This window comes from Bacillus sp. AY3-1, assembly GCF_008368785.1.
In the GTDB taxonomy this organism is placed as follows: domain Bacteria; phylum Bacillota; class Bacilli; order Bacillales; family Bacillaceae_G; genus Bacillus_A; species Bacillus_A wiedmannii.
In genome coordinates this window covers 57865-76284 of sequence record NZ_QORZ01000025.1, presented here as the reverse complement: position 1 = coordinate 76284, position 18420 = coordinate 57865, and the positions used below count along the sequence as shown (strand labels likewise).

Sequence of the window (18420 nt, the reverse complement as noted above, 5' to 3'; positions counted from 1 at the left end):
AACATGAGGAATTCTTAATTTAAGAATTCCTCTTCCTTTATTCTATGAACAGAAAAGATGTGAAACGAATGACAAAAGATCACGACAATCCACGTTCTATAGCTTTTACATACAAACTCATTTTGAGCTTAATTGCATTCTTTCTTATTTTTATGGTGGCAATGGTATTAGGTGCTGCAGATACTTCAATAAAAGACGTATGGTTAGCACTTACTTCCTCCGTTAAAGGAGACAAAATATCTATTATTCGCGAAATACGTTTGCCACGTGAAGTTGCTGCTATTTTTGTAGGAGCGGGACTTGCTGTTTCTGGAGCAATTATGCAAGGATTAACACGAAATCCACTTGCAGATCCTGGATTATTAGGGCTATCTGGTGGAGCAAATGCTGCGCTTGCACTGACACTTGCTTTCAACCCTTCCATCAGCTATCTTTACTTAACATTTGCTTGCTTTATCGGTGCTGCAATTGGCGCAATTATGGTATTTGGCATTGGCATGGTGAAAAAAGGTGGACTTTCTCCTCTTCGAATTGTATTAGCAGGGGCTGCCGTTTCAGCATTTCTACTCGCAATTTCAGAAGGTGTCGGCATTTATTTTAAAATTTCACAAGAGGTATCACTTTGGACTGCTGGGGGCGTAATTGGAACAACTTGGGGCCAATTAAAAATTATTATTCCAGTCATTTCAATTAGTATCTTTATCGCTATCTTACTAGCAAAAAAATTGACAGTCCTTAGTTTCAGTGAAGAAGTTGCTGTTGGACTAGGTCAAAAAATTATTGTTATTAAAACCATTCTATTTATCATTATTATCTTACTTGCTGGTGCGTCTGTAGCGCTTGTCGGAAATATGGCATTTATCGGTTTAATGGTACCTCACATGGTACGCCCAATTGTCGGTCCAGATTACCGATTTGTTATACCGATGTCAGCAATTGCTGGAGCTTCCTTTATGCTACTTGCAGATACAATTGGCCGTACTATTAACGCTCCATACGAAACACCAGTTGCCGCTATTGTCGCAATTGTAGGGCTACCATTCTTCCTATTCGTTGTACGTAAAGGAGGAAAAACATTCTCATGATGCAATCTATTCTAAGAAAACAACGTCTTATTATACTCGCTTTACTAATACTGACCATCACCACCATTGTAGTTGGAATGGGACTTGGTTCAGCATCTTTATCCTATGATCGACTACTCCCAACATTAATGGGACAAGGGACTTTTAAAGAGGAGTTTGTTTTATACTCTTTAAGACTACCTAGAATTGTTATTACATTATTAGCTGGTATGGCTCTCGCTTTATCAGGAGCTATTCTGCAAGGAATTACCCGAAATGATTTAGCTGAACCTGGTATTCTCGGAATCAACTCTGGGGCCGGTGTTGCTGTTGCTATTTTCTTTTTATACTTTCCAATAGATGTAGGTTCATTTCTTTACTTACTACCTGTCGTTGGATTTATCGGGGCATTTCTGACAGCTGTTCTAATTTACGTATTTTCATATAGTAAATCAACTGGACTTCAGCCAATCCGACTAACATTAACTGGTATTGGTTTTTCCTTTGCACTATCTGGAATGATGATTGTCCTTATTTCATCCGCAGATCGTATGAAAGTAGACTTTATTTCAAAATGGATTGCCGGAAATATTTGGGGAGATGACTGGATCTTCGTTTTAGCAATGCTCCCATGGTTAATCGTATTAATTCCGTTCGTTTTCTATAAAGCAAATCGATTAAACATTCTAGCGTTAAACGAACCAGTCGCAATCGGTGTTGGAATTGAAATTGAAAAAGAACGCAGATACTTATTAGTTGCAGCCGTCGCGCTTGCTGCTGCAGCTGTTTCTGTAACAGGAGGAATTAGCTTTATCGGACTAATGGCTCCTCATATCGCAAAATCTTTAGTAGGTCCGAGACATCAAATTTTCATGCCTATCGCCCTTTTAATCGGCGGATGGCTATTGCTATTAGCAGACACAATCGGACGAAACATCGTTGATCCTAATGGCATCCCAGCAGGTATTGTCGTTGCTTTAATTGGTGCTCCTTACTTTATGTATTTGTTGCTTAAGAAGGCGTAAAGAACCCCCCCTCAAGATTTTTTCTTGAGGGGGGTTTTATTTCATTCTACTGCTGTCCATACCCTTCAAACTTCTTCGCCAAATTCGCCATCTCATCTTCTGGCAATAGCTTCGGCTCTCCGACGCTTTTCGTTTGATAATAAATTTGCGCACAAAACTCAATTTCTTCTGCAACAGTAAACGCCATTTTTATGTTATTTGCACCTGCAATTAAACCGTGGTTCTCAAGTAAAACGGCACGGCGATCAATCATTCCTTCAAAAGCAGCATCTGCTAATTGCTTCGTACCAAATGTTTCATACGGTGCACAGCGTACATTCGGACCTGCGAAAGCAATTAAATATGATACAGCAGGAAGCTCCCACCCTAATGATGCAATCGTCTTCGCATAAGGTGAATGTGTATGCACAAGCGCATTTATATCTTCACGATTTCTATAATAAATAAGGTGCATATCGAGCTCGCTTGACGGTTTTCTCTCTCCCTCTACCACTTCACCATCTAAGTTTAATATAACTACATCTTCAGGTTTTGTTTCATAATACTCTAAACCACTTGGGCTAATCGCAACAAGACCTTGTTCACGATTGAAAATACTAATATTACCCCCAGTCCCCTTTGTTAAACCGCTAGAAATCATTTTCTTTCCATACGCTACAATTTCTTCTCTTTCTTTTTGTAATAACATATACATCCCCCTAAGTATGAAGCTTATGATGACTGACTTTTTAAATCTATCTACTTATTGAAATAGCTTTTTTAAGTTCTCCGTAAACGGTGCTTTTACAATCCCTTTTTCCGTAATAATCGCTGTTACATTTTCATATGGCGTAACATCAAAGGCCGGATTATATACTTTACTTTCTTTCGGAGCAGAATATTGTCCGAAGCGATTAATCACTTCAGAAGCATCTCTTTCCTCAATTGGAATTTCTTTTCCTGTCGGTGTTTTTAAGTCAATTGTCGGTGTTGGTGCTGCTACATAAAATGGAATGTTGTAGTATTTCGCTAGAATAGATACGCCTAATGTCCCAATTTTATTTGCTACATCACCGTTTGCTGCCACACGGTCACATCCAACGATTACCGCATCAATCTTTCCTTGTGACATGACCATAGCCGCCATATTATCCGTAATAACAGTAACATCAATCCCCGCTCGTTGTAGTTCTAATGCTGTTAACGTTGAACCTTGTAACCTAGGGCGTGTTTCATCTGAATAGATTTTTAAGTCCCATCCTTTTTCTTTCGCTAAGTACATTGGAGCTGTCGCAGTCCCATACTTAGTCGTCGCTAACGCACCAGCATTACAATGTGTTAATACACCCATTCCATCATGGAATAATGTTAATGCATGTTCTCCGATTTGACGGTTAATTTCTTCATCTTCTCTATGAATCTCTTTTGCCTCTTCTAGTAATCTATCTTTCAACTGAGCGATTGATAAGTGCGCGTTCTCTGTCGCTACCGCTTCCATTCTTTCAAGTGCCCAAAATAAATTTACTGCTGTTGGCCTTGATGTTGCCAAATATACACATACCTTTTTGACTTCCTCTATAAAGTCTTCCATCTTACTTTGAGTAACTTCCTTTGTTCCTAAATACACACCATACGCTGCCGAAACACCAATTGCTGGTGCTCCTCGTACTTTCATTACTTGAATGGCATCCCACACACTTTCAGCTGTCTTGAAAGATTCATAGACAACCTCATTCGGTAATAATGTTTGATCTAATAAAACTAAAGCATCATCTTTCCACTGAATGGGTATTAATTGCTCTTCCATCATCTTCTCCCCTTACTTCGCGTAGTGCATTGACTGTTCTTTTAACGTTTCTACAAAACTTGTGCCTGTTTTATATTGATTAGCCCGTAAAATAAATTTCTTCGCTACTTGAAGACAAATGCGTTCTGCTCTAGCACGTGCTTCCTCATTCTCGATACTAGTAATATCCTTTACTTTCGCTAGCCCAACAATACGACGAATTAACTCAAGGCCCGTCACTGCAGCCGTATCTTCTAATACAGATTGTAAATATACTTCGTTAAAGCCTTCTTCCTTCGCCATAATCTCGGTCACATGAATATTCCAAGCATCTAAAAACTTCTTCTTAAATAAATCAATTACCTCTACCATTGTCGATTGTATCCAATCCATGTACGTATCTTTCTCAGCTCCAAGCGCCATGGTCGCATCTGCATTCACCCAAGCAAACATTAAATTCGCCATTACATTCCCAACGTCATATCCCATTGGTCCATAAAAGGCAAACTCAGGATCAATAATCTTCGTGGAATCATTTTTCACAAAAACAGAACCAGTATGCAGATCACCATGAATAAGCGCCTGTGCATTCGTCATAAAAGAAAACTTAAGTTTTGCTACTTCCATACGAAGCTCTTTATCACTATAAATATGCTCTCTAATCCATCCTTCATTTAACGTAAATAACTCGTTACGCTTATTATGATTTGTAAATGGCTCAGCGTAGACGAGGTCTTCTGTAATCTCACATAATTCAGGATTTATATAATTCTTCACAAGTTCCTTCTTCTCTTTATGATTCATTACAACATCCGATGTTAATAAGAGTGTGTTTACCAAAAAAGTCGTTACATCGTCAGCAAGCTTTGGAAACATTTGATGATTTATAAGTGCTGTACGTAATATTGTATGGTCCGATAAATCTTCCATTACGCAACAATTCATCACACTATCAAACAAATATACCTTTGGAACAAGCCCAGGTGCTAACTCCTCCTCTAACTGCAAAACATCTGATTCTATACGAATACGATTCGTCGACAACTTAAACTCATCTGAAATGCGTGCTGTATGCCCAGCTTGCTTTACAATGACAGAAATATTCTTCTGTTCATCCCAAACGCGGAATACATAATTTAAATTACCATCGCCTATTTCTTTACACTGTAACCCCTTTGCATGTTCGAACTTAGGTAATTTCTCTTGCACATATGCAATCACATCTTTAGCTTCCATTAAAAAATACTTTGTGAACTTAGACATGGTTTCCCCTCCACACTAATTGTAAGCGTTTTCTAAAGGTCGTAAAAAAATAATAGGGTGAAATTTTTTCATCCTATATTATATCTTCTTCTTTTTGAAAGGTATATCTAGGTTTTATTATATCTTGTTAACATCTTGAGTCAATGTTTCTATATTACTGCAATATGCTTCCTAATTATATATTTGAGATGACAAAAAATGTTCAAAAAGATTCTAATTCATTTTATTTTATTTATCGCACAATTCTTTGTAAAATAGAAATAAGCAATCCTTTTCAAATCCACAACTTCTAAGAAATATTCCCTTCCTAACAATTTATACTTACACCATGTCTCTAACATACGCACTACTCTTTTACATACTCGTTGAAAATCGATTACATGAAAACCACCTTTTAATTCTCTAACAACCTTAATTGAGAATAAATATTAATTAAATTGATATAAAGTTGGTTTATTCTCTTGACAAAATAACCACTTCTATATGATAATTAATATTGAATTAGAATTATTATAGTTAATTAAAAAATATATTTTATGAGCACACTATTTTTTGATGCTCAAAACCAACATTTAGGAGGAATTTTAATATGTTATTAATCGGCACAGAAGTAAAACCGTTTAAAGCTAATGCTTACCATAATGGAGAATTTATCCAAGTTACTGACGAAAGTTTAAAAGGAAAATGGAGTGTAGTTTGTTTCTACCCAGCTGACTTCACATTCGTTTGCCCAACTGAACTTGAAGACTTACAAAACCAATATGCAACTCTTAAAGACTTAGGCGTTGAAGTATACTCTGTATCTACAGACACTCACTTCACTCACAAAGCATGGCATGATAGCTCAGAAACTATCGGCAAAATCGAATACATTATGATTGGTGACCCAACTCGCACAATCACTACAAACTTCAATGTTTTAATGGAAGAAGAAGGTCTTGCTGCTCGTGGTACATTCATCATCGATCCAGACGGCGTTATCCAATCTATGGAAATCAATGCTGACGGTATCGGCCGTGACGCAAGCATTCTTGTTAACAAAATTAAAGCAGCTCAATACGTACGTAACAACCCAGGTGAAGTTTGCCCAGCTAAATGGCAAGAGGGTTCTGCAACACTTAAACCAAGCCTTGACCTTGTAGGCAAAATCTAAGGAGTTCGATCAAAATGATACTAGATGCAGATATAAAAACACAACTATCCCAATACCTTCAGTTAATGGAGAACGATATTTTACTTAAAGTAAGCGCTGGAGACGACGACGTATCTAAAGATATGTTAGCTCTAGTAGACGAATTAGCTACTATGTCATCTAAGATTACAGTAGAAAAAGTTGAATTAGAGAGAACACCAAGCTTTAGCGTAAATCGCCCTGGTGAAGACACTGGTGTCGTATTCGCTGGTATTCCATTAGGACACGAATTTACTTCATTAGTGTTAGCTTTACTACAAGTAAGTGGACGCGCTCCAAAAGTTGAACAAAAATTAATCGATCAAATTAAAAACATTCAAGGCGAATATCATTTTGAATCTTATATCAGCCTAAGTTGTCATAACTGTCCTGATGTTGTACAAGCTCTTAACGTAATGAGCGTTCTAAACTCTGGTATTACACATACTATGATTGATGGCGCTGCATTCAAAGAGGAAGTAGAAAGCAAAGACATCATGGCAGTACCAACAGTTTTCCTAAACGGCGAATCTTTCGGAAGCGGTCGTATGACACTTGAAGAAATTTTAGCTAAAATGGGTAACGGTCCAGATGCATCAGAGCTTTCTGATAAAGATCCTTACGATGTTCTTGTTGTTGGTGGCGGCCCTGCTGGTGCAAGTGCAGCAATTTATGCAGCACGTAAAGGTATCCGCACTGGTATCGTTGCTGAGCGCTTCGGCGGTCAAGTAATGGATACTATGGGTATTGAGAACTTCATCAGCGTAAAACGCACTGAAGGTCCTAAGCTAGTAGCAAGTCTTGAAGAGCACGTAAAAGAATACGACATCGATGTAATGAATCTACAACGTGCGAAACGTTTAGAGAAAAAAGAACTTATTGAAGTGGAACTTGAAAACGGCGCTATTCTGAAAAGTAAGAGCGTAATCGTTTCAACAGGTGCTCGCTGGCGTAACGTTGGCGTACCAGGTGAAGCTGAGTTCAAAAATAAAGGTGTAGCATACTGCCCACACTGTGACGGTCCATTATTCATCGGAAAAGACGTAGCAGTTATCGGCGGAGGTAACTCTGGTATTGAAGCAGCTATCGACTTAGCAGGTATCGTTAAGCACGTAACTGTTCTTGAATTCATGCCAGAATTAAAAGCTGATGCTGTATTACAAGAGCGTCTTAACAGCTTACCAAACGTAACTGTTCTGAAAAACGTTCAAACGAAAGAAATCACTGGTACTGATAAAGTAAACGGTATTTCTTACATCGATCGTGAAACTGAAGAAGTTCATCACGTTGAATTACAAGGTGTATTCGTACAAATCGGTCTTGTGCCAAACACAGACTGGTTAGGCGAAACAGTTGAACGCGCTCGCGGTGAAATCGTAACAGACAAGCACGGCGCTACAAACGTACCAGGAGTGTTTGCTGCAGGTGACTGTACAAATAATCCGTACAAACAAATCATCATCTCTATGGGTTCAGGTGCAAACGCAGCTTTAGGTGCATTTGATTACTTAATCCGTAACTAATTTATAGACGTGAGTAAAAGACGCGCTCCCAATTGGGAGCGCGTCTTTTTTTATTACATTATATGGTCGTCAAATTCCTTCCAGCATATTAAAGATATCGTCTGATAATATTGCTACTCCCCAAGCACCCATACATTAACACTCCAATCTATACACTAAAAACCTCTCATTCCCATTCTTCTCATAAGCACCTGGCAATCTAACTTCCCTCTTCAATTCAAACGCAGTCTGATTTTCTAAGAAGAAAATATAGTCCTCAGAAGGATAATATAAAATAATATCCACTTCTCTCTCTATTTCCTCTACCGAAAGCAAAATGTTATTGACTACGTTCATAAACACTTGTACAGAAAATGGATTAAAGAAATAAAACCGATTATCACGTGGATCAATCTCATATTCCTGCGCTAAACAACATTCAAATCCAATTTTATCTTTACTGTTTCTTACCTTGCGTGCATAACGCTCAAGATTATCCATTGCTTCTTTATAAAACTCTTCATTCATTTCAATTCCAACCGCTGAAGCGCCACACTTATGGTGCATGTAAAAGTTTAATCGTCCTTTTCCGCATCCAAAGTCTACAACCTGGTCGCTACTTCTTATTTCATATTGATTCAATAACTCATCTAATCCGCTATACGGCGTCGGTTCATAACGGTGATAGTGCATAGACTTGTTAAATCCTTTTTGCTCACCGACTGTTTTTATGTTTAAAACTGCATCATAATATTGTTCGTTCATTGATTTTCTCCTAATAAGAAATGGTACTTCTTATTATACACCATGTACTGGAGAGGGATTTTTCATCGAATTAATTGGTACGTGAAATTATATAAACGATTTTCGGAATATATCTATCGTAACTTCAAATATATCAACGATTTTTTCAATATATCGACTTACCGACAAATTCCTACAAAAAAACAGGAGCTCTCTAGCCCCTGTCCTCTAATACTTTCAATACAGTTTGTTTCAATATTTCTACTCCATCCATGATACAACTATGATCGAACTTCATATACGGATGGTGTAATCCAGGTTGTAGGTTGGCCCCTAGTCCAAGCATGACAGCTTTTAAATGTGGTCTCTTCACTGTGTAGTAATGGAAATCATCGCTTCCTGTCGTGTACAGTGGCCCAGTGCATCCCTCTTCCCCGTACACTTCAAGAATACCTTTACGCATATAGCGCTCTGCTTCTTCTGACACCTCTGCTCCTGGCGCAAGATCGATCCATTCGTATGAAGTTTTCGACCCCATCGATGCAGCTGCTTCTATTACATGTTCTATTTTTTTCTTTAATTCTTTCAATAATGTATTATTTTCTGCTCTTACATCTAAGCTAAAATGCCCGTTACCTGGAATGATATTTAAATTATCTCCACCAGCTTGGCACCTTGTCATCTTCACTGAATATGAACTTTGCGGTGGTAGCCATATATTTTTCAAACCGATATTGATCATAGAAATGACGTCAATTGCATTTATCCCTTGATGTGGGCGTGCCCCATGTGCATCATCTCCATGAATCGTTCCTTCTAAAAATCCTGCTGCTCCGTGACGAATAGACGGGGCAGCTTGTTTCAAAGGCAGTTCTTCAATCGGTCTTAAATGAACACCAAATAAGAAATCAGCATCATCCACAGCACCCTTCTCTACCATCTTTAAAGAACCATTTCCTTTTTCCTCTGCCGGCTGAAAAATAAATCTAACCGTTCCACTATCCCATCTCATATTTTTCAATTGTAAAATAAGCCCCATCACAATTGTCATATGAGCATCGTGACCACATGAATGATTCGCTTTAAACTCTCCGTCCACTTCTTGCCAAAGTGCATCCATATCGGCACGAATTGCAATCACTGGATTTCCGCTTCCAATTTCAGCAATCACGCCTGGGCAATCATCAAATATTTTATATGAAATTCCTTCTTCTTTTAAAAAGTTAGTAATATACGCTGTCGTTTCATACTCTTTCCAACTCACTTCAGGGTTTTCATGTAAATGCTGAAAAATTTCAGTTAACCGCTCTTGTAATTCTAATGTTTTCAAAGCTACATTCTCCTTCCCAAATTTCAAAACCATTCAGGTTAATTATACTTATGAAAAACAGATGTTTTTATGAACATATTGAATTTTAAGAAAAAAGTCAATTGTTTATTTTTAAATACGATCGACAACTTATTTCCACTCACTTTATAACGATAGAACATTCCTTATTTTCTGTTTTTTATTGACGCTCATATCATTTTTTAGTTATTATAATTTAATAACGTCTATTTTGCGACAATTCTAAAAAATACAAACATACATAATGAGGAGGCAATTTATGAAAAAAGAAATACCTTTTGGCGTAGCAATAATCCCTATTATCATTACAGTTGCAGTTATGATGGTTACAATTGTTGTATTAAAACAAAGCCCTCACGTCCCACTTATTATCGGTACAACCGTTGCTTCTATCGTTGCTTGGCGTTACGGTTACAAATGGAACGACATTGAAGAAGCAATGTATAAAGGAATTCGCCTCGCATTACCCGCTATCGTTATCATTATTCTAGTAGGTTTAACGATTGGTGCTTGGATTGGCGGCGGAATCGTCGCAACAATGATTTATTACGGTTTAAATCTTTTAACTCCATCACTATTTTTAGTTTCAATTACAATTATTTGTTCTATTGTTGCATTAGCTATCGGTAGCTCTTGGTCTACAATGGGAACAATTGGGGTTGCAGGAATGGGAATTGGCCTAAGTATGGGAATCCCAGCTCCAATGGTTGCCGGTGCTATCATTTCCGGTTCTTATTTCGGCGATAAAATGTCACCGCTTTCAGACACGACAAACTTAGCTGCAGGATTAACAAATACAGATCTATTCACACATATTCGTCATATGTTATTTACTACAATTCCAGGTTTAATTATTACTCTTATCGTTTATGCGTTCTTAGGAAGAAGCTTCGGCGCTAACAATATTGATGCAAAAGGTATCGATCAAACGTTACAAGTATTGCAACAAAACTTTGTTATCTCACCTTTCCTATTAATTATACCTGTAGTTGTTATGGTATTGGTCGCTAAAAAGGTTCCTGCGATCCCGGCTATTCTCGTAGGTATTATTTTAGGATTTTTATCACAAGTCTTTATTCAAGGTGGTTCTGTCTCCGCATCTGTCGGTGCACTCCAAAATGGGTTTGTCATAGACACTGGTAACAAGCTAGTAGACGAACTCTTTAACCGCGGTGGCTTAAATTCGATGATGAATACAGTTTCTATGACAATTGTCGCTATGACTTTTGGAGGAGTATTAGAACATACTGGCATTCTTCGCTCAATTGTGAATCAAATTTTAAAATTAGCGACATCAGCAAAAGGACTTATCGCTTCTACTATCGCATCTTGCTTTGCAACAAACCTTACTTGCTCTGAACAATATATTTCGATTGTTGTTCCTTCAAGAATGTACGCAAATGCATACACAGAAAAAGGACTACATTCTAAAAATTTGTCCAGAGCATTAGAAGATGGCGGAACATTAACTTCTGTTTTCGTACCTTGGAATACATGTGGTGTATTTATACTCGCAACACTTGGAGTTGGCGCATTCGAATATGCTCCTTATGCTATATTGAATTTCATCGTACCTATTATTTCAATCATTTACGGCATAACTGGTCTCACAATTACGAAACTATCAGACATTGAAAAAGCAGAACTATTAAAAAAACAAAAGGCACAACTAGAAGCTTAAAGATACTGGTAAATTCATTTCATATATTGCGCGGGGGCGCCCTTGTTGATAGGGCATTTCCTCGCCGCAAATATGAGCATACCCATAATCAACTAGTTTCTTTAATAACCTTTCTGTCGATCGCCGAGTCACTTGTAAGTATTCAGAAAGATCCGCTGCTGTAAACTTCAATGACGGATGTGATTGACTAAATTGAATAATTTTTGATAAGTTTGCTGGACTCAGTTTCGTTTCCTTCGCTATTTTCATGAGTTCCGGGTTGTCATTCTTCAAACTTTGTACTCTCTGTTCTTTCGGGAACGGACCAAATAGTTCTTTATCACTTGTTAGTATATAAAAACAGTGGTCTATTGGATTATTCTTCGCGAAACTTTGAGCGATTTTAGCATTTTGCTCTGCTTCCTTCACAGTTTTTCCGTAACCAAATCCAATAGCTATCGTTCCTTCTATACTCGCAAATAAATTATTTATTATATTTGTTTTTATAATCGATTCAATATCACCACGAGTCGTATACAAAATGAATGTCATTTCATCAACTTTTTTAAATGAACCACGTAGTTCTTTTGAAATGACATCTAATTGCTCAAGCAAACCTTCTCGTAATTCTAAAGAAGAAATCATACAAGCACCAACAGTAGCTGAATGGCTTTTTGCTAACTCAGCTTTTATTTTCGCATCTTTTAATCCATGTATAATGGATTGCTTCGGATCTATCATACGCTCTGAAGGAATACCTATTTTTTGAAGTTCATCATAGACAGCGTGAATACTAGTTAAAGCTAAATGAGCATCTCCAGATTCATATTTAGCTACATGAAAATCAATAACTCTATTTATTTCATCTTTACTCCACAGCATGTTTTCATAATCAAACACTTGTGGACTTTCTTTTATACCGATATCATGGAACACATTTGTAATGAATGAGCGGTCTACTAAATCAATTGAAATGTTATGTGGTTGAATACCTTGATGATACATGACAGAAAGAATGGAAGATGCGACAGTTGTCTCGTCTTGCTGTAAGTACGTACTTGGAATTCGTAATTGTTCTCTTATTTCTTTTGCCATATAATAAGGTAAAGCACCTGAGAAAAAGATGAAATCACAAGGCTTTAAACGCTTTAATAGTTCAGAAGATTCTGCCGGATGAAGATAAATATATGGATTAATCTCTATTTCTTCTAGTTTATGAGCAATAGGTAAAAGATTCTCCATAAACTCCTTTGAACCGACAACTGCAATTTTTATCATCATTTCTCTAACTCCTTATTATTAATTAACGACTATTTAACGTCAACTATATCAAATGTACAAAACTATTGTAAACAGAAAGGGGTCTCTACCTAATGAAAATTACAGCTATTCATCTTTACGCAATTCGTTTACCGCTTCGTGATCCGTTTGTTATTAGTTATGGTTCTTATTCTGATATGCCTTCTGTTATCGTCAAAATGGAAACAGATGAAGGCATTATCGGTTACGGTGAGGGCGTTGCTGATGATCACGTTACAGGCGAATCATGGGAAAGTACTTTCCATACTTTAAAACATACGCTAGCACCTGCTCTCATCGGACAAAATCCAATGAATATCGAGAAAATACACGATATGATGGACAATACAATTTACGGTGTGCCTACTGCGAAGGCCGCGATTGATATTGCTTGTTTTGATATAATGGGCAAAAAATTAAATCAACCTGTATATCAATTAATTGGCGGACGCTACCATGAAGACTTCCCTGTCACTCACGTCTTAAGTATTGCTAATCCAGAGGACATGGCAGAAGAAGCTGCCTCTATGATTCAGAAAGGTTACCAATCTTTCAAAATGAAAGTCGGTACGAATGTAAAAGAAGATGTAAAACGTATTGAAGCGGTACGTGAACGTGTAGGAAGTGATATCGCGATTCGTGTTGATGTAAACCAAGGATGGCAAAATAGCGCAAACACATTAACGGCCCTTCGTTCATTAGGTCATTTAAACATCGACTGGATTGAACAGCCTGTTGTCGCAGACGATATTGACGCAATGGCTCACATTCGCTCTAAAACAGACCTTCCGCTTATGATTGATGAAGGATTAAAAGGTTCTCGTGAAATGCGCCAAATCATTAAATTAGACGCGGCTGATAAAGTAAATATAAAACTAATGAAATGCGGCGGCATATATCCCGCTGTAAAACTCGCTCATCAAGCAGAAATGGTCGGCATTGAATGCCAAGTTGGATCCATGGTCGAATCATCCGTTGCCTCTTCCGCAGGATTCCATGTCGCTTTCGCGAAAAAAATCATTACGAGCGTCGAGCTAACAGGACCATTAAAATTCACGAAAGACATCGGAAACTTACATTACGACGTACCATTCATTCGCTTAAACGAAAAGCCAGGACTCGGCATTGAAATAAATGAAGATACATTACAAGAACTAACCGTCTTTCAAGACGTTGTACGCTAAAGGAGGACTAACGCATGACAGTTCTATACAAAGGATCATTAAAACAAAATAACGAACCATTTCACGTTACATTACTAACACTAGAGAACATTGAACAAATCTTATCATTACAAAACGTTGTAGTTGAGGCGCTAGAAGATAAAAGTCGCTTACAGCCACTCTCGCTAGAAGAATTTCAATACATTCTAGAAGGAAACGGCATGATGATCGGTGCTTTTATCGAAAACAAACTCATCGCATTTCGTGCCCTACTCGTTCCTCCTATCGACGACGAACATTTAGGACTTGATATTGGCATAGCAGAAAGCGAACTACATCGCGTCATCTATCAAGAAATTTCAAATGTTCATCCGAGCTGCCGAGGAAATGGGATGCAAAAAATATTGGCGACAGTTATCATGGACGAATTACAAAACGAAGATAGCAAATACGATTACGTTTGCTGCACCGTTGCTCCTTTTAACATTCCAAGTTTAAAAGATAAGTTTGCGCAAGGAATGGAGATTGCTGCATTGAAGAAGAAATATAGCGGGAGTATGCGGTATGTTTTTGTGAAGGAATTACGTGGGGACAAGGAAAGAAATTGGACGGATGTTAAGAGTGTTCCGATGAGTGACGCTATTGGACAGCAGGCGTTGCTTTCGGAAGGGTATCGTGGGTATGAGATGGAAAAAGTGGACGGAGATTTTGTTGTGAAGTTTGGGCGATGATCTATATGCTCGAAAAAAGGAGATGTCCCTTGTGACATCTCCTTTTTTCGATCCGTTAAACAATTCTGTGGTAAATGAAATTATATCAACGATTTTTCGAATATATCTATCCTAACTTACAATATATCAACGATTTTTCAAATATATCTATCATAACTCACAATATATCAACGATTCGACAAGAAATATCGATTTACCGACAAAAATCGATATCCCTTCCTAAACCGTCATCTTCCAACTAGATAACGCTAACCAGTTTTCCATTTCTTTATAATCAGGCATGATCTTCCCGACAAGGCGCCAAAAAGAACGATCGTGATTTAAATGAACCATATGACACATTTCATGAACAACTACATAGTCAATTACTTGCTGTGGTGCCATCGCTAGCTTCCAATTGAATGTTAGTTGTAAATTTGAATCACACGTTCCCCACGTGCGACTACTATCTGTAATACGAATAGAACGCGGTTTTGTTTTGAAATTACTTTGATGCACTTTAATACTCTTCTCTACTAATGACTTACACTGCTTATAGTAAAATCGTTTTAACGCTTGTTGTATTTTCTCATCCTTAAGCTCTTTCACATAAATATGTAGCTTATCCTCTTCAAACACTGCATTGTCTTGCGTAATATTTGCATCTTGAGAAACCTGTATCGGATACGTATTCCCTAAATACAGAAAACCCTCTCCTTGATCATAATCCTTTTCCTGTGGTCCAAGCGCTCTCTCCTGCATTTCCTTACGTGTTGTCTGGATCCAATCCCACTTCTCCTCTAGCAACTGGACTAAGTATTCAACAGGTGTCCCTTTCGGAGCCTGCACTTCCACATTTCCGTACGAATCTACAAAAAGACGCACCGACTTTTTCTTTTTATAAGTTATATGAAAATTAATTGTCTCACCTAAATATGTATGTACCATTTCATCACCTAGCATATTATTTTTACAAATAAAAAAGAGTAGGATACAAACGTCCTACTCTACCTATTATATCATTTGCTGCTTTAACAAACTCATTACCCTCTATACTTTACACCTAATCCCTTAATGAAATTCCTTGCGTATCTATCGCCGCACTCTTTGTAATTTTTATGGCCTTTCTTTCTTAACAGAGCGCCTAACTCTCCTTTTGTTACTGAAACGCCTACGCTATCTAATATATCAAGTACATCCTCACTCGTTAATGATAGTGCGATTTTCATTTTCTTTAGCAGAAGGTTATTCGCACTCTCTTTGCTTTGTACAGGTGCCGGTTGTCCTGGTTTCGGATCTTGCTTCCCTCTTTTTAAAGTAATAAATCCATTTAAAAATGCCTCTAGCATCATCATGTCGCATGTTAATACGTACTCATCTTCGATTACATCATCATTTTCAGCTTCATGCTGAGGTGCTCTCTTTATTTTTGTAAGCATATCAACTACGTCTTCTTTCGTTACTTCCATACCACCAAGTTTAAAGATTTCTACCATATCTATATCTCTTATATCTAAAGCGTACCTTACTCTTTTTAATATATCGTTGTTGCTCATTGCCATTGTTTTTCCTCCTGAAATGTTAAATATAATAATGCTTTTAGCATGTATAAATTAATGTCGTCAAATTACTACTTTAACATTTTAGAGGTAGGTTTTGTAGTCTTAGGTGGATTAATGCTTGTGGGGATGATTTTATTTATTATTAAGAGATACTTCTAATAACGAATTTATTGTATTAGAAATTAAGAAAGGTCCTATCGATAGAAACGCCTTCAATCAAATACTGTAAAAAGTATTTTAGTTGGTAGTGGGATAGCTCCTTCCTTTGAGGATAATATTAATAAAGCAAAAAAGGATGGGGATTTACTATTAATTAACACACTAAAAAATGGACTAACCTGATATAGGTTAGTCCATTTCTTTTTATGCAACTCAAACGTAAATGTTACGCAAAATTCAGGTGAAATAGATTGATTATGTTTACCTAGGTTTTACTTTTTATTTGTGGTACGGTTCCCCCTGTCTTACTAAGTAGTAAAGCATCATCATAATCAAACCAAAAGCTTATACACCTTAAATCTTTTCGGTTCGGTTCAACTTCTATCTTTTTTATTATTGTCCTTATAAGCATTTTCCTTTGTTCGTAGGTCGCATTATCAAATAAATTATTAAAGTTTTTCAATGCTTCATTAACCGTTTCCTTAGTAATTATCGTTTCAGATTTTAAATCTTCGTATTCCCTTTCTATTTCTCTTCCTTTTTCCTCTAAATCAGCTACATCCTTTAGAAGTGCTTCGGCTTGCATATTATAAACTTCCGCCCTAATTTTTTCCGAAAAATAATCATTATTTAACTTATCTAAATAGGATTTTTTCTTATGAAGGCCTTTTTTATTTAATAACAAGGTATCTTTAACAGAGTTTTCTTGGAGAATATTTTGCTTCTTAATTTTATTAAGTACCTCGTCTACAATAGTCATGTCACTTAATAGCTCCCTAATTTTTTGAAGCACCTTTTTTTCAATGTTCTCTTTACCAATTAGATTGGATTTACACGCTTTTACACCTTTACTGGCGAATGCTTGGCACATATAGTATAAGTAATAACCGCTACCATCTCTTTTCTTCGATTTACTCATTACAGTTCCTGCCCCACAAGCGGGGCAACGTAAAATCCCCGATAGAATAAAGTCGCCATTAAAATTTCGATTCTTTGATACACTTTCCCTATTTGTATTATTAACAACTTGCACTTTCACCCAAAGCTCTAAGGAAATTATAGCATCATGTTTCCCTTCGACTAATACATAGTCTTTCGTTACTCCTTTTCGCCTTTTAGTATTCCAATCCCTTCTCTTCCCCCATTTAACTTTCCCTATATAGATTTCATTCTCTAATATCGTCTTTACGGTACAGATGCTAAAGAGTTTTCCTTTCTTTGATCTATACCCCGCTTCGTTTAATAGGTGGGCAATGGCTTTATATCCTTTTCCCACCGCTCTCAACTTAAATATCCTTCTAACTATCGACGCTTCCTCTTTATTAATAACTAATCTCTTATTTACGTTGTCATAGCCTAAAACGATACCACCATTCCAATAGCCTTGTTCTGCCCTTTTTTCCATACCAGTTTTTACTCGTTCAATAATCATTCCACGTTCATATTGAGCGAAAGTACCTAAGAAGTTTATAAACATACTTCCATTTAAAGTAGAGCTATCTAAATTATTATCACTTACTAACAAACGGCAATTATTTGGTAATAATACATCATCTAGTAATTTAGAAATATCACTAAGCCTTCGTGAAATCCTATCAACGGATTTCACTAGAATCGCTTGAAACTTCCCCTCATATAGATGCTTAAATAATCGTTGTATTTCAGGGCGTTCATAGTTTTTTCCCGAATATCCATCATCGGAATATATACCATATACTTCAAAATTATTACTTTCAGCATATTTTTTCAAGATGTCCTCTTGGGCTCCTAAGGAAAATCCTTCTTTAGCCTGTTCTTCAGTTGAAACTCTCGTATATATAGCAATTTTAAAAAGTGATTGGTTCATTCAATTATCCCACCTCTTTATTCGCTTGTGTCTTTATTAAGTAAGCTAGCAAACTAATTAATTCATTTCTTTTCGTCTCCTCAACGGTGGGTACTAAAAGGTTTATAACCTCATTATTTTCTTTTGCTCCCATTTCTCT

General features: G+C 37.0%; 17 protein-coding genes. 7 read left to right on the top strand and 10 right to left on the bottom strand.

The annotated features are described in order from the left end of the window. Positions 1–44 precede the first annotated feature (44 nt). Positions 45–1085, top strand: coding sequence for a FecCD family ABC transporter permease (locus DN389_RS23690; protein WP_149237675.1), 1041 nt, complete (start codon positions 45–47; stop codon positions 1083–1085). After that, on the top strand, positions 1082–2089 hold the full coding sequence (locus tag DN389_RS23685; protein WP_000983746.1) for a FecCD family ABC transporter permease: 1008 nt from the start codon (positions 1082–1084) through the stop codon (positions 2087–2089). The genes DN389_RS23690 and DN389_RS23685 overlap by 4 nt, the downstream gene beginning before the upstream one ends. Positions 2090–2135: 46 nt before the next feature. On the opposite strand, the gene DN389_RS23680 is transcribed toward DN389_RS23685, so the two are convergent. From DN389_RS23680 to mtnK, 3 genes are read right to left on the bottom strand one after another with little or no spacing between them, the layout of a single operon-like run. Next, positions 2136–2777: an L-fuculose-phosphate aldolase gene (locus DN389_RS23680; protein ID WP_000926561.1), complete on the bottom strand. Its 642-nt coding sequence runs from the start codon at positions 2775–2777 to the stop codon at positions 2136–2138. A gap of 54 nt (positions 2778–2831) precedes the next feature. Then, complete coding sequence (gene mtnA, locus DN389_RS23675; RefSeq protein ID WP_149237674.1) at positions 2832–3875, bottom strand: S-methyl-5-thioribose-1-phosphate isomerase; 1044 nt, start codon at positions 3873–3875, stop codon at positions 2832–2834. A gap of 12 nt (positions 3876–3887) precedes the next feature. Continuing rightward, positions 3888–5117 (bottom strand): S-methyl-5-thioribose kinase, encoded by a 1230-nt coding sequence (mtnK, locus tag DN389_RS23670; protein WP_149237673.1) that lies wholly within the window; start codon positions 5115–5117, stop codon positions 3888–3890. Positions 5118–5706: 589 nt separating this feature from the next. Between mtnK and ahpC the strand changes: the two genes are divergently transcribed. Both ahpC and ahpF read left to right on the top strand, forming a co-directional pair. After that, positions 5707–6270, top strand: a complete 564-nt coding sequence (ahpC, locus tag DN389_RS23665) for an alkyl hydroperoxide reductase subunit C (RefSeq protein ID WP_000924420.1) — start codon at positions 5707–5709, stop codon at positions 6268–6270. A gap of 14 nt (positions 6271–6284) precedes the next feature. Further along, positions 6285–7811 (top strand): alkyl hydroperoxide reductase subunit F, encoded by a 1527-nt coding sequence (gene ahpF / locus DN389_RS23660; RefSeq protein ID WP_000599491.1) that lies wholly within the window; start codon positions 6285–6287, stop codon positions 7809–7811. A gap of 135 nt (positions 7812–7946) precedes the next feature. On the opposite strand, the gene DN389_RS23655 is transcribed toward ahpF, so the two are convergent. Together DN389_RS23655 and DN389_RS23650 are read right to left on the bottom strand one after the other, a co-directional pair. Then, positions 7947–8555 (bottom strand): SAM-dependent methyltransferase, encoded by a 609-nt coding sequence (locus tag DN389_RS23655; RefSeq protein ID WP_149237672.1) that lies wholly within the window; start codon positions 8553–8555, stop codon positions 7947–7949. A gap of 193 nt (positions 8556–8748) precedes the next feature. Continuing rightward, on the bottom strand, positions 8749–9864 hold the full coding sequence (locus DN389_RS23650) for a M20 peptidase aminoacylase family protein (RefSeq protein ID WP_106102411.1): 1116 nt from the start codon (positions 9862–9864) through the stop codon (positions 8749–8751). Positions 9865–10141: 277 nt separating this feature from the next. Here DN389_RS23650 and nhaC point away from each other — a divergent pair, with 277 nt between their 5' ends. Next, entirely contained in the window at positions 10142–11563 is a 1422-nt protein-coding gene (gene nhaC, locus DN389_RS23645) for a Na+/H+ antiporter NhaC (protein ID WP_088092968.1), read from the top strand. Here the strand turns inward: nhaC and DN389_RS23640 are convergent. Further along, positions 11552–12823 carry a transcriptional regulator gene (locus DN389_RS23640; RefSeq protein ID WP_149237671.1) on the bottom strand — a complete coding sequence of 424 codons (1272 nt, stop codon included), beginning with the start codon at positions 12821–12823 and terminating at the stop codon, positions 11552–11554. The genes nhaC and DN389_RS23640 overlap by 12 nt on opposite strands. 92 nt (positions 12824–12915) lie before the next feature. On the opposite strand from DN389_RS23640, the gene DN389_RS23635 reads away from it, so the two are divergent. Together DN389_RS23635 and DN389_RS23630 are read left to right on the top strand one after the other, a co-directional pair. After that, a complete protein-coding gene (locus tag DN389_RS23635) occupies positions 12916–14025 on the top strand; it encodes a mandelate racemase/muconate lactonizing enzyme family protein (RefSeq protein WP_088121179.1) in 1110 nt (369 codons plus the stop codon). 14 nt (positions 14026–14039) lie between these two features. Next, positions 14040–14735, top strand: a complete 696-nt coding sequence (locus DN389_RS23630; protein WP_149237670.1) for a GNAT family N-acetyltransferase — start codon at positions 14040–14042, stop codon at positions 14733–14735. A 219-nt stretch (positions 14736–14954) separates the two neighbouring features. Here the strand turns inward: DN389_RS23630 and DN389_RS23620 are convergent, their stop codons facing one another. From DN389_RS23620 to DN389_RS28935, 4 genes are all read right to left on the bottom strand, one after another. Then, entirely contained in the window at positions 14955–15662 is a 708-nt protein-coding gene (locus DN389_RS23620; RefSeq protein WP_098190587.1) for a M48 family metallopeptidase, read from the bottom strand. A gap of 95 nt (positions 15663–15757) precedes the next feature. Next, on the bottom strand, positions 15758–16276 hold the full coding sequence (locus DN389_RS23615; protein ID WP_088121176.1) for a YehS family protein: 519 nt from the start codon (positions 16274–16276) through the stop codon (positions 15758–15760). 424 nt (positions 16277–16700) lie between these two features. Then, positions 16701–18281, bottom strand: a complete 1581-nt coding sequence (locus DN389_RS23605) for a recombinase family protein (protein ID WP_149237669.1) — start codon at positions 18279–18281, stop codon at positions 16701–16703. Between the two features lie 4 nt (positions 18282–18285). Continuing rightward, positions 18286–18414 carry a hypothetical protein gene (locus DN389_RS28935; RefSeq protein ID WP_255450998.1) on the bottom strand — a complete coding sequence of 43 codons (129 nt, stop codon included), beginning with the start codon at positions 18412–18414 and terminating at the stop codon, positions 18286–18288. Between the last annotated feature and the right edge of the window lie 6 nt (positions 18415–18420).

Coding starts and splice junctions, on each gene's coding strand:
- DN389_RS23690 (WP_149237675.1), top strand. CDS start 45: ATGAACAGAAAAGATGTGAAACGAATGACAAAAGATCACGACAATCCA.
- DN389_RS23685 (WP_000983746.1), top strand. CDS start 1,082: ATGATGCAATCTATTCTAAGAAAACAACGTCTTATTATACTCGCTTTA.
- DN389_RS23680 (WP_000926561.1), bottom strand. CDS start 2,777: ATGTTATTACAAAAAGAAAGAGAAGAAATTGTAGCGTATGGAAAGAAA.
- mtnA (WP_149237674.1), bottom strand. CDS start 3,875: ATGGAAGAGCAATTAATACCCATTCAGTGGAAAGATGATGCTTTAGTT.
- mtnK (WP_149237673.1), bottom strand. CDS start 5,117: ATGTCTAAGTTCACAAAGTATTTTTTAATGGAAGCTAAAGATGTGATT.
- ahpC (WP_000924420.1), top strand. CDS start 5,707: ATGTTATTAATCGGCACAGAAGTAAAACCGTTTAAAGCTAATGCTTAC.
- ahpF (WP_000599491.1), top strand. CDS start 6,285: ATGATACTAGATGCAGATATAAAAACACAACTATCCCAATACCTTCAG.
- DN389_RS23655 (WP_149237672.1), bottom strand. CDS start 8,555: ATGAACGAACAATATTATGATGCAGTTTTAAACATAAAAACAGTCGGT.
- nhaC (WP_088092968.1), top strand. CDS start 10,142: ATGAAAAAAGAAATACCTTTTGGCGTAGCAATAATCCCTATTATCATT.
- DN389_RS23640 (WP_149237671.1), bottom strand. CDS start 12,823: ATGATGATAAAAATTGCAGTTGTCGGTTCAAAGGAGTTTATGGAGAAT.
- DN389_RS23635 (WP_088121179.1), top strand. CDS start 12,916: ATGAAAATTACAGCTATTCATCTTTACGCAATTCGTTTACCGCTTCGT.
- DN389_RS23630 (WP_149237670.1), top strand. CDS start 14,040: ATGACAGTTCTATACAAAGGATCATTAAAACAAAATAACGAACCATTT.
- DN389_RS23620 (WP_098190587.1), bottom strand. CDS start 15,662: ATGGTACATACATATTTAGGTGAGACAATTAATTTTCATATAACTTAT.
- DN389_RS23615 (WP_088121176.1), bottom strand. CDS start 16,276: ATGGCAATGAGCAACAACGATATATTAAAAAGAGTAAGGTACGCTTTA.
- DN389_RS23605 (WP_149237669.1), bottom strand. CDS start 18,281: ATGAACCAATCACTTTTTAAAATTGCTATATATACGAGAGTTTCAACT.
- DN389_RS28935 (WP_255450998.1), bottom strand. CDS start 18,414: ATGGGAGCAAAAGAAAATAATGAGGTTATAAACCTTTTAGTACCCACC.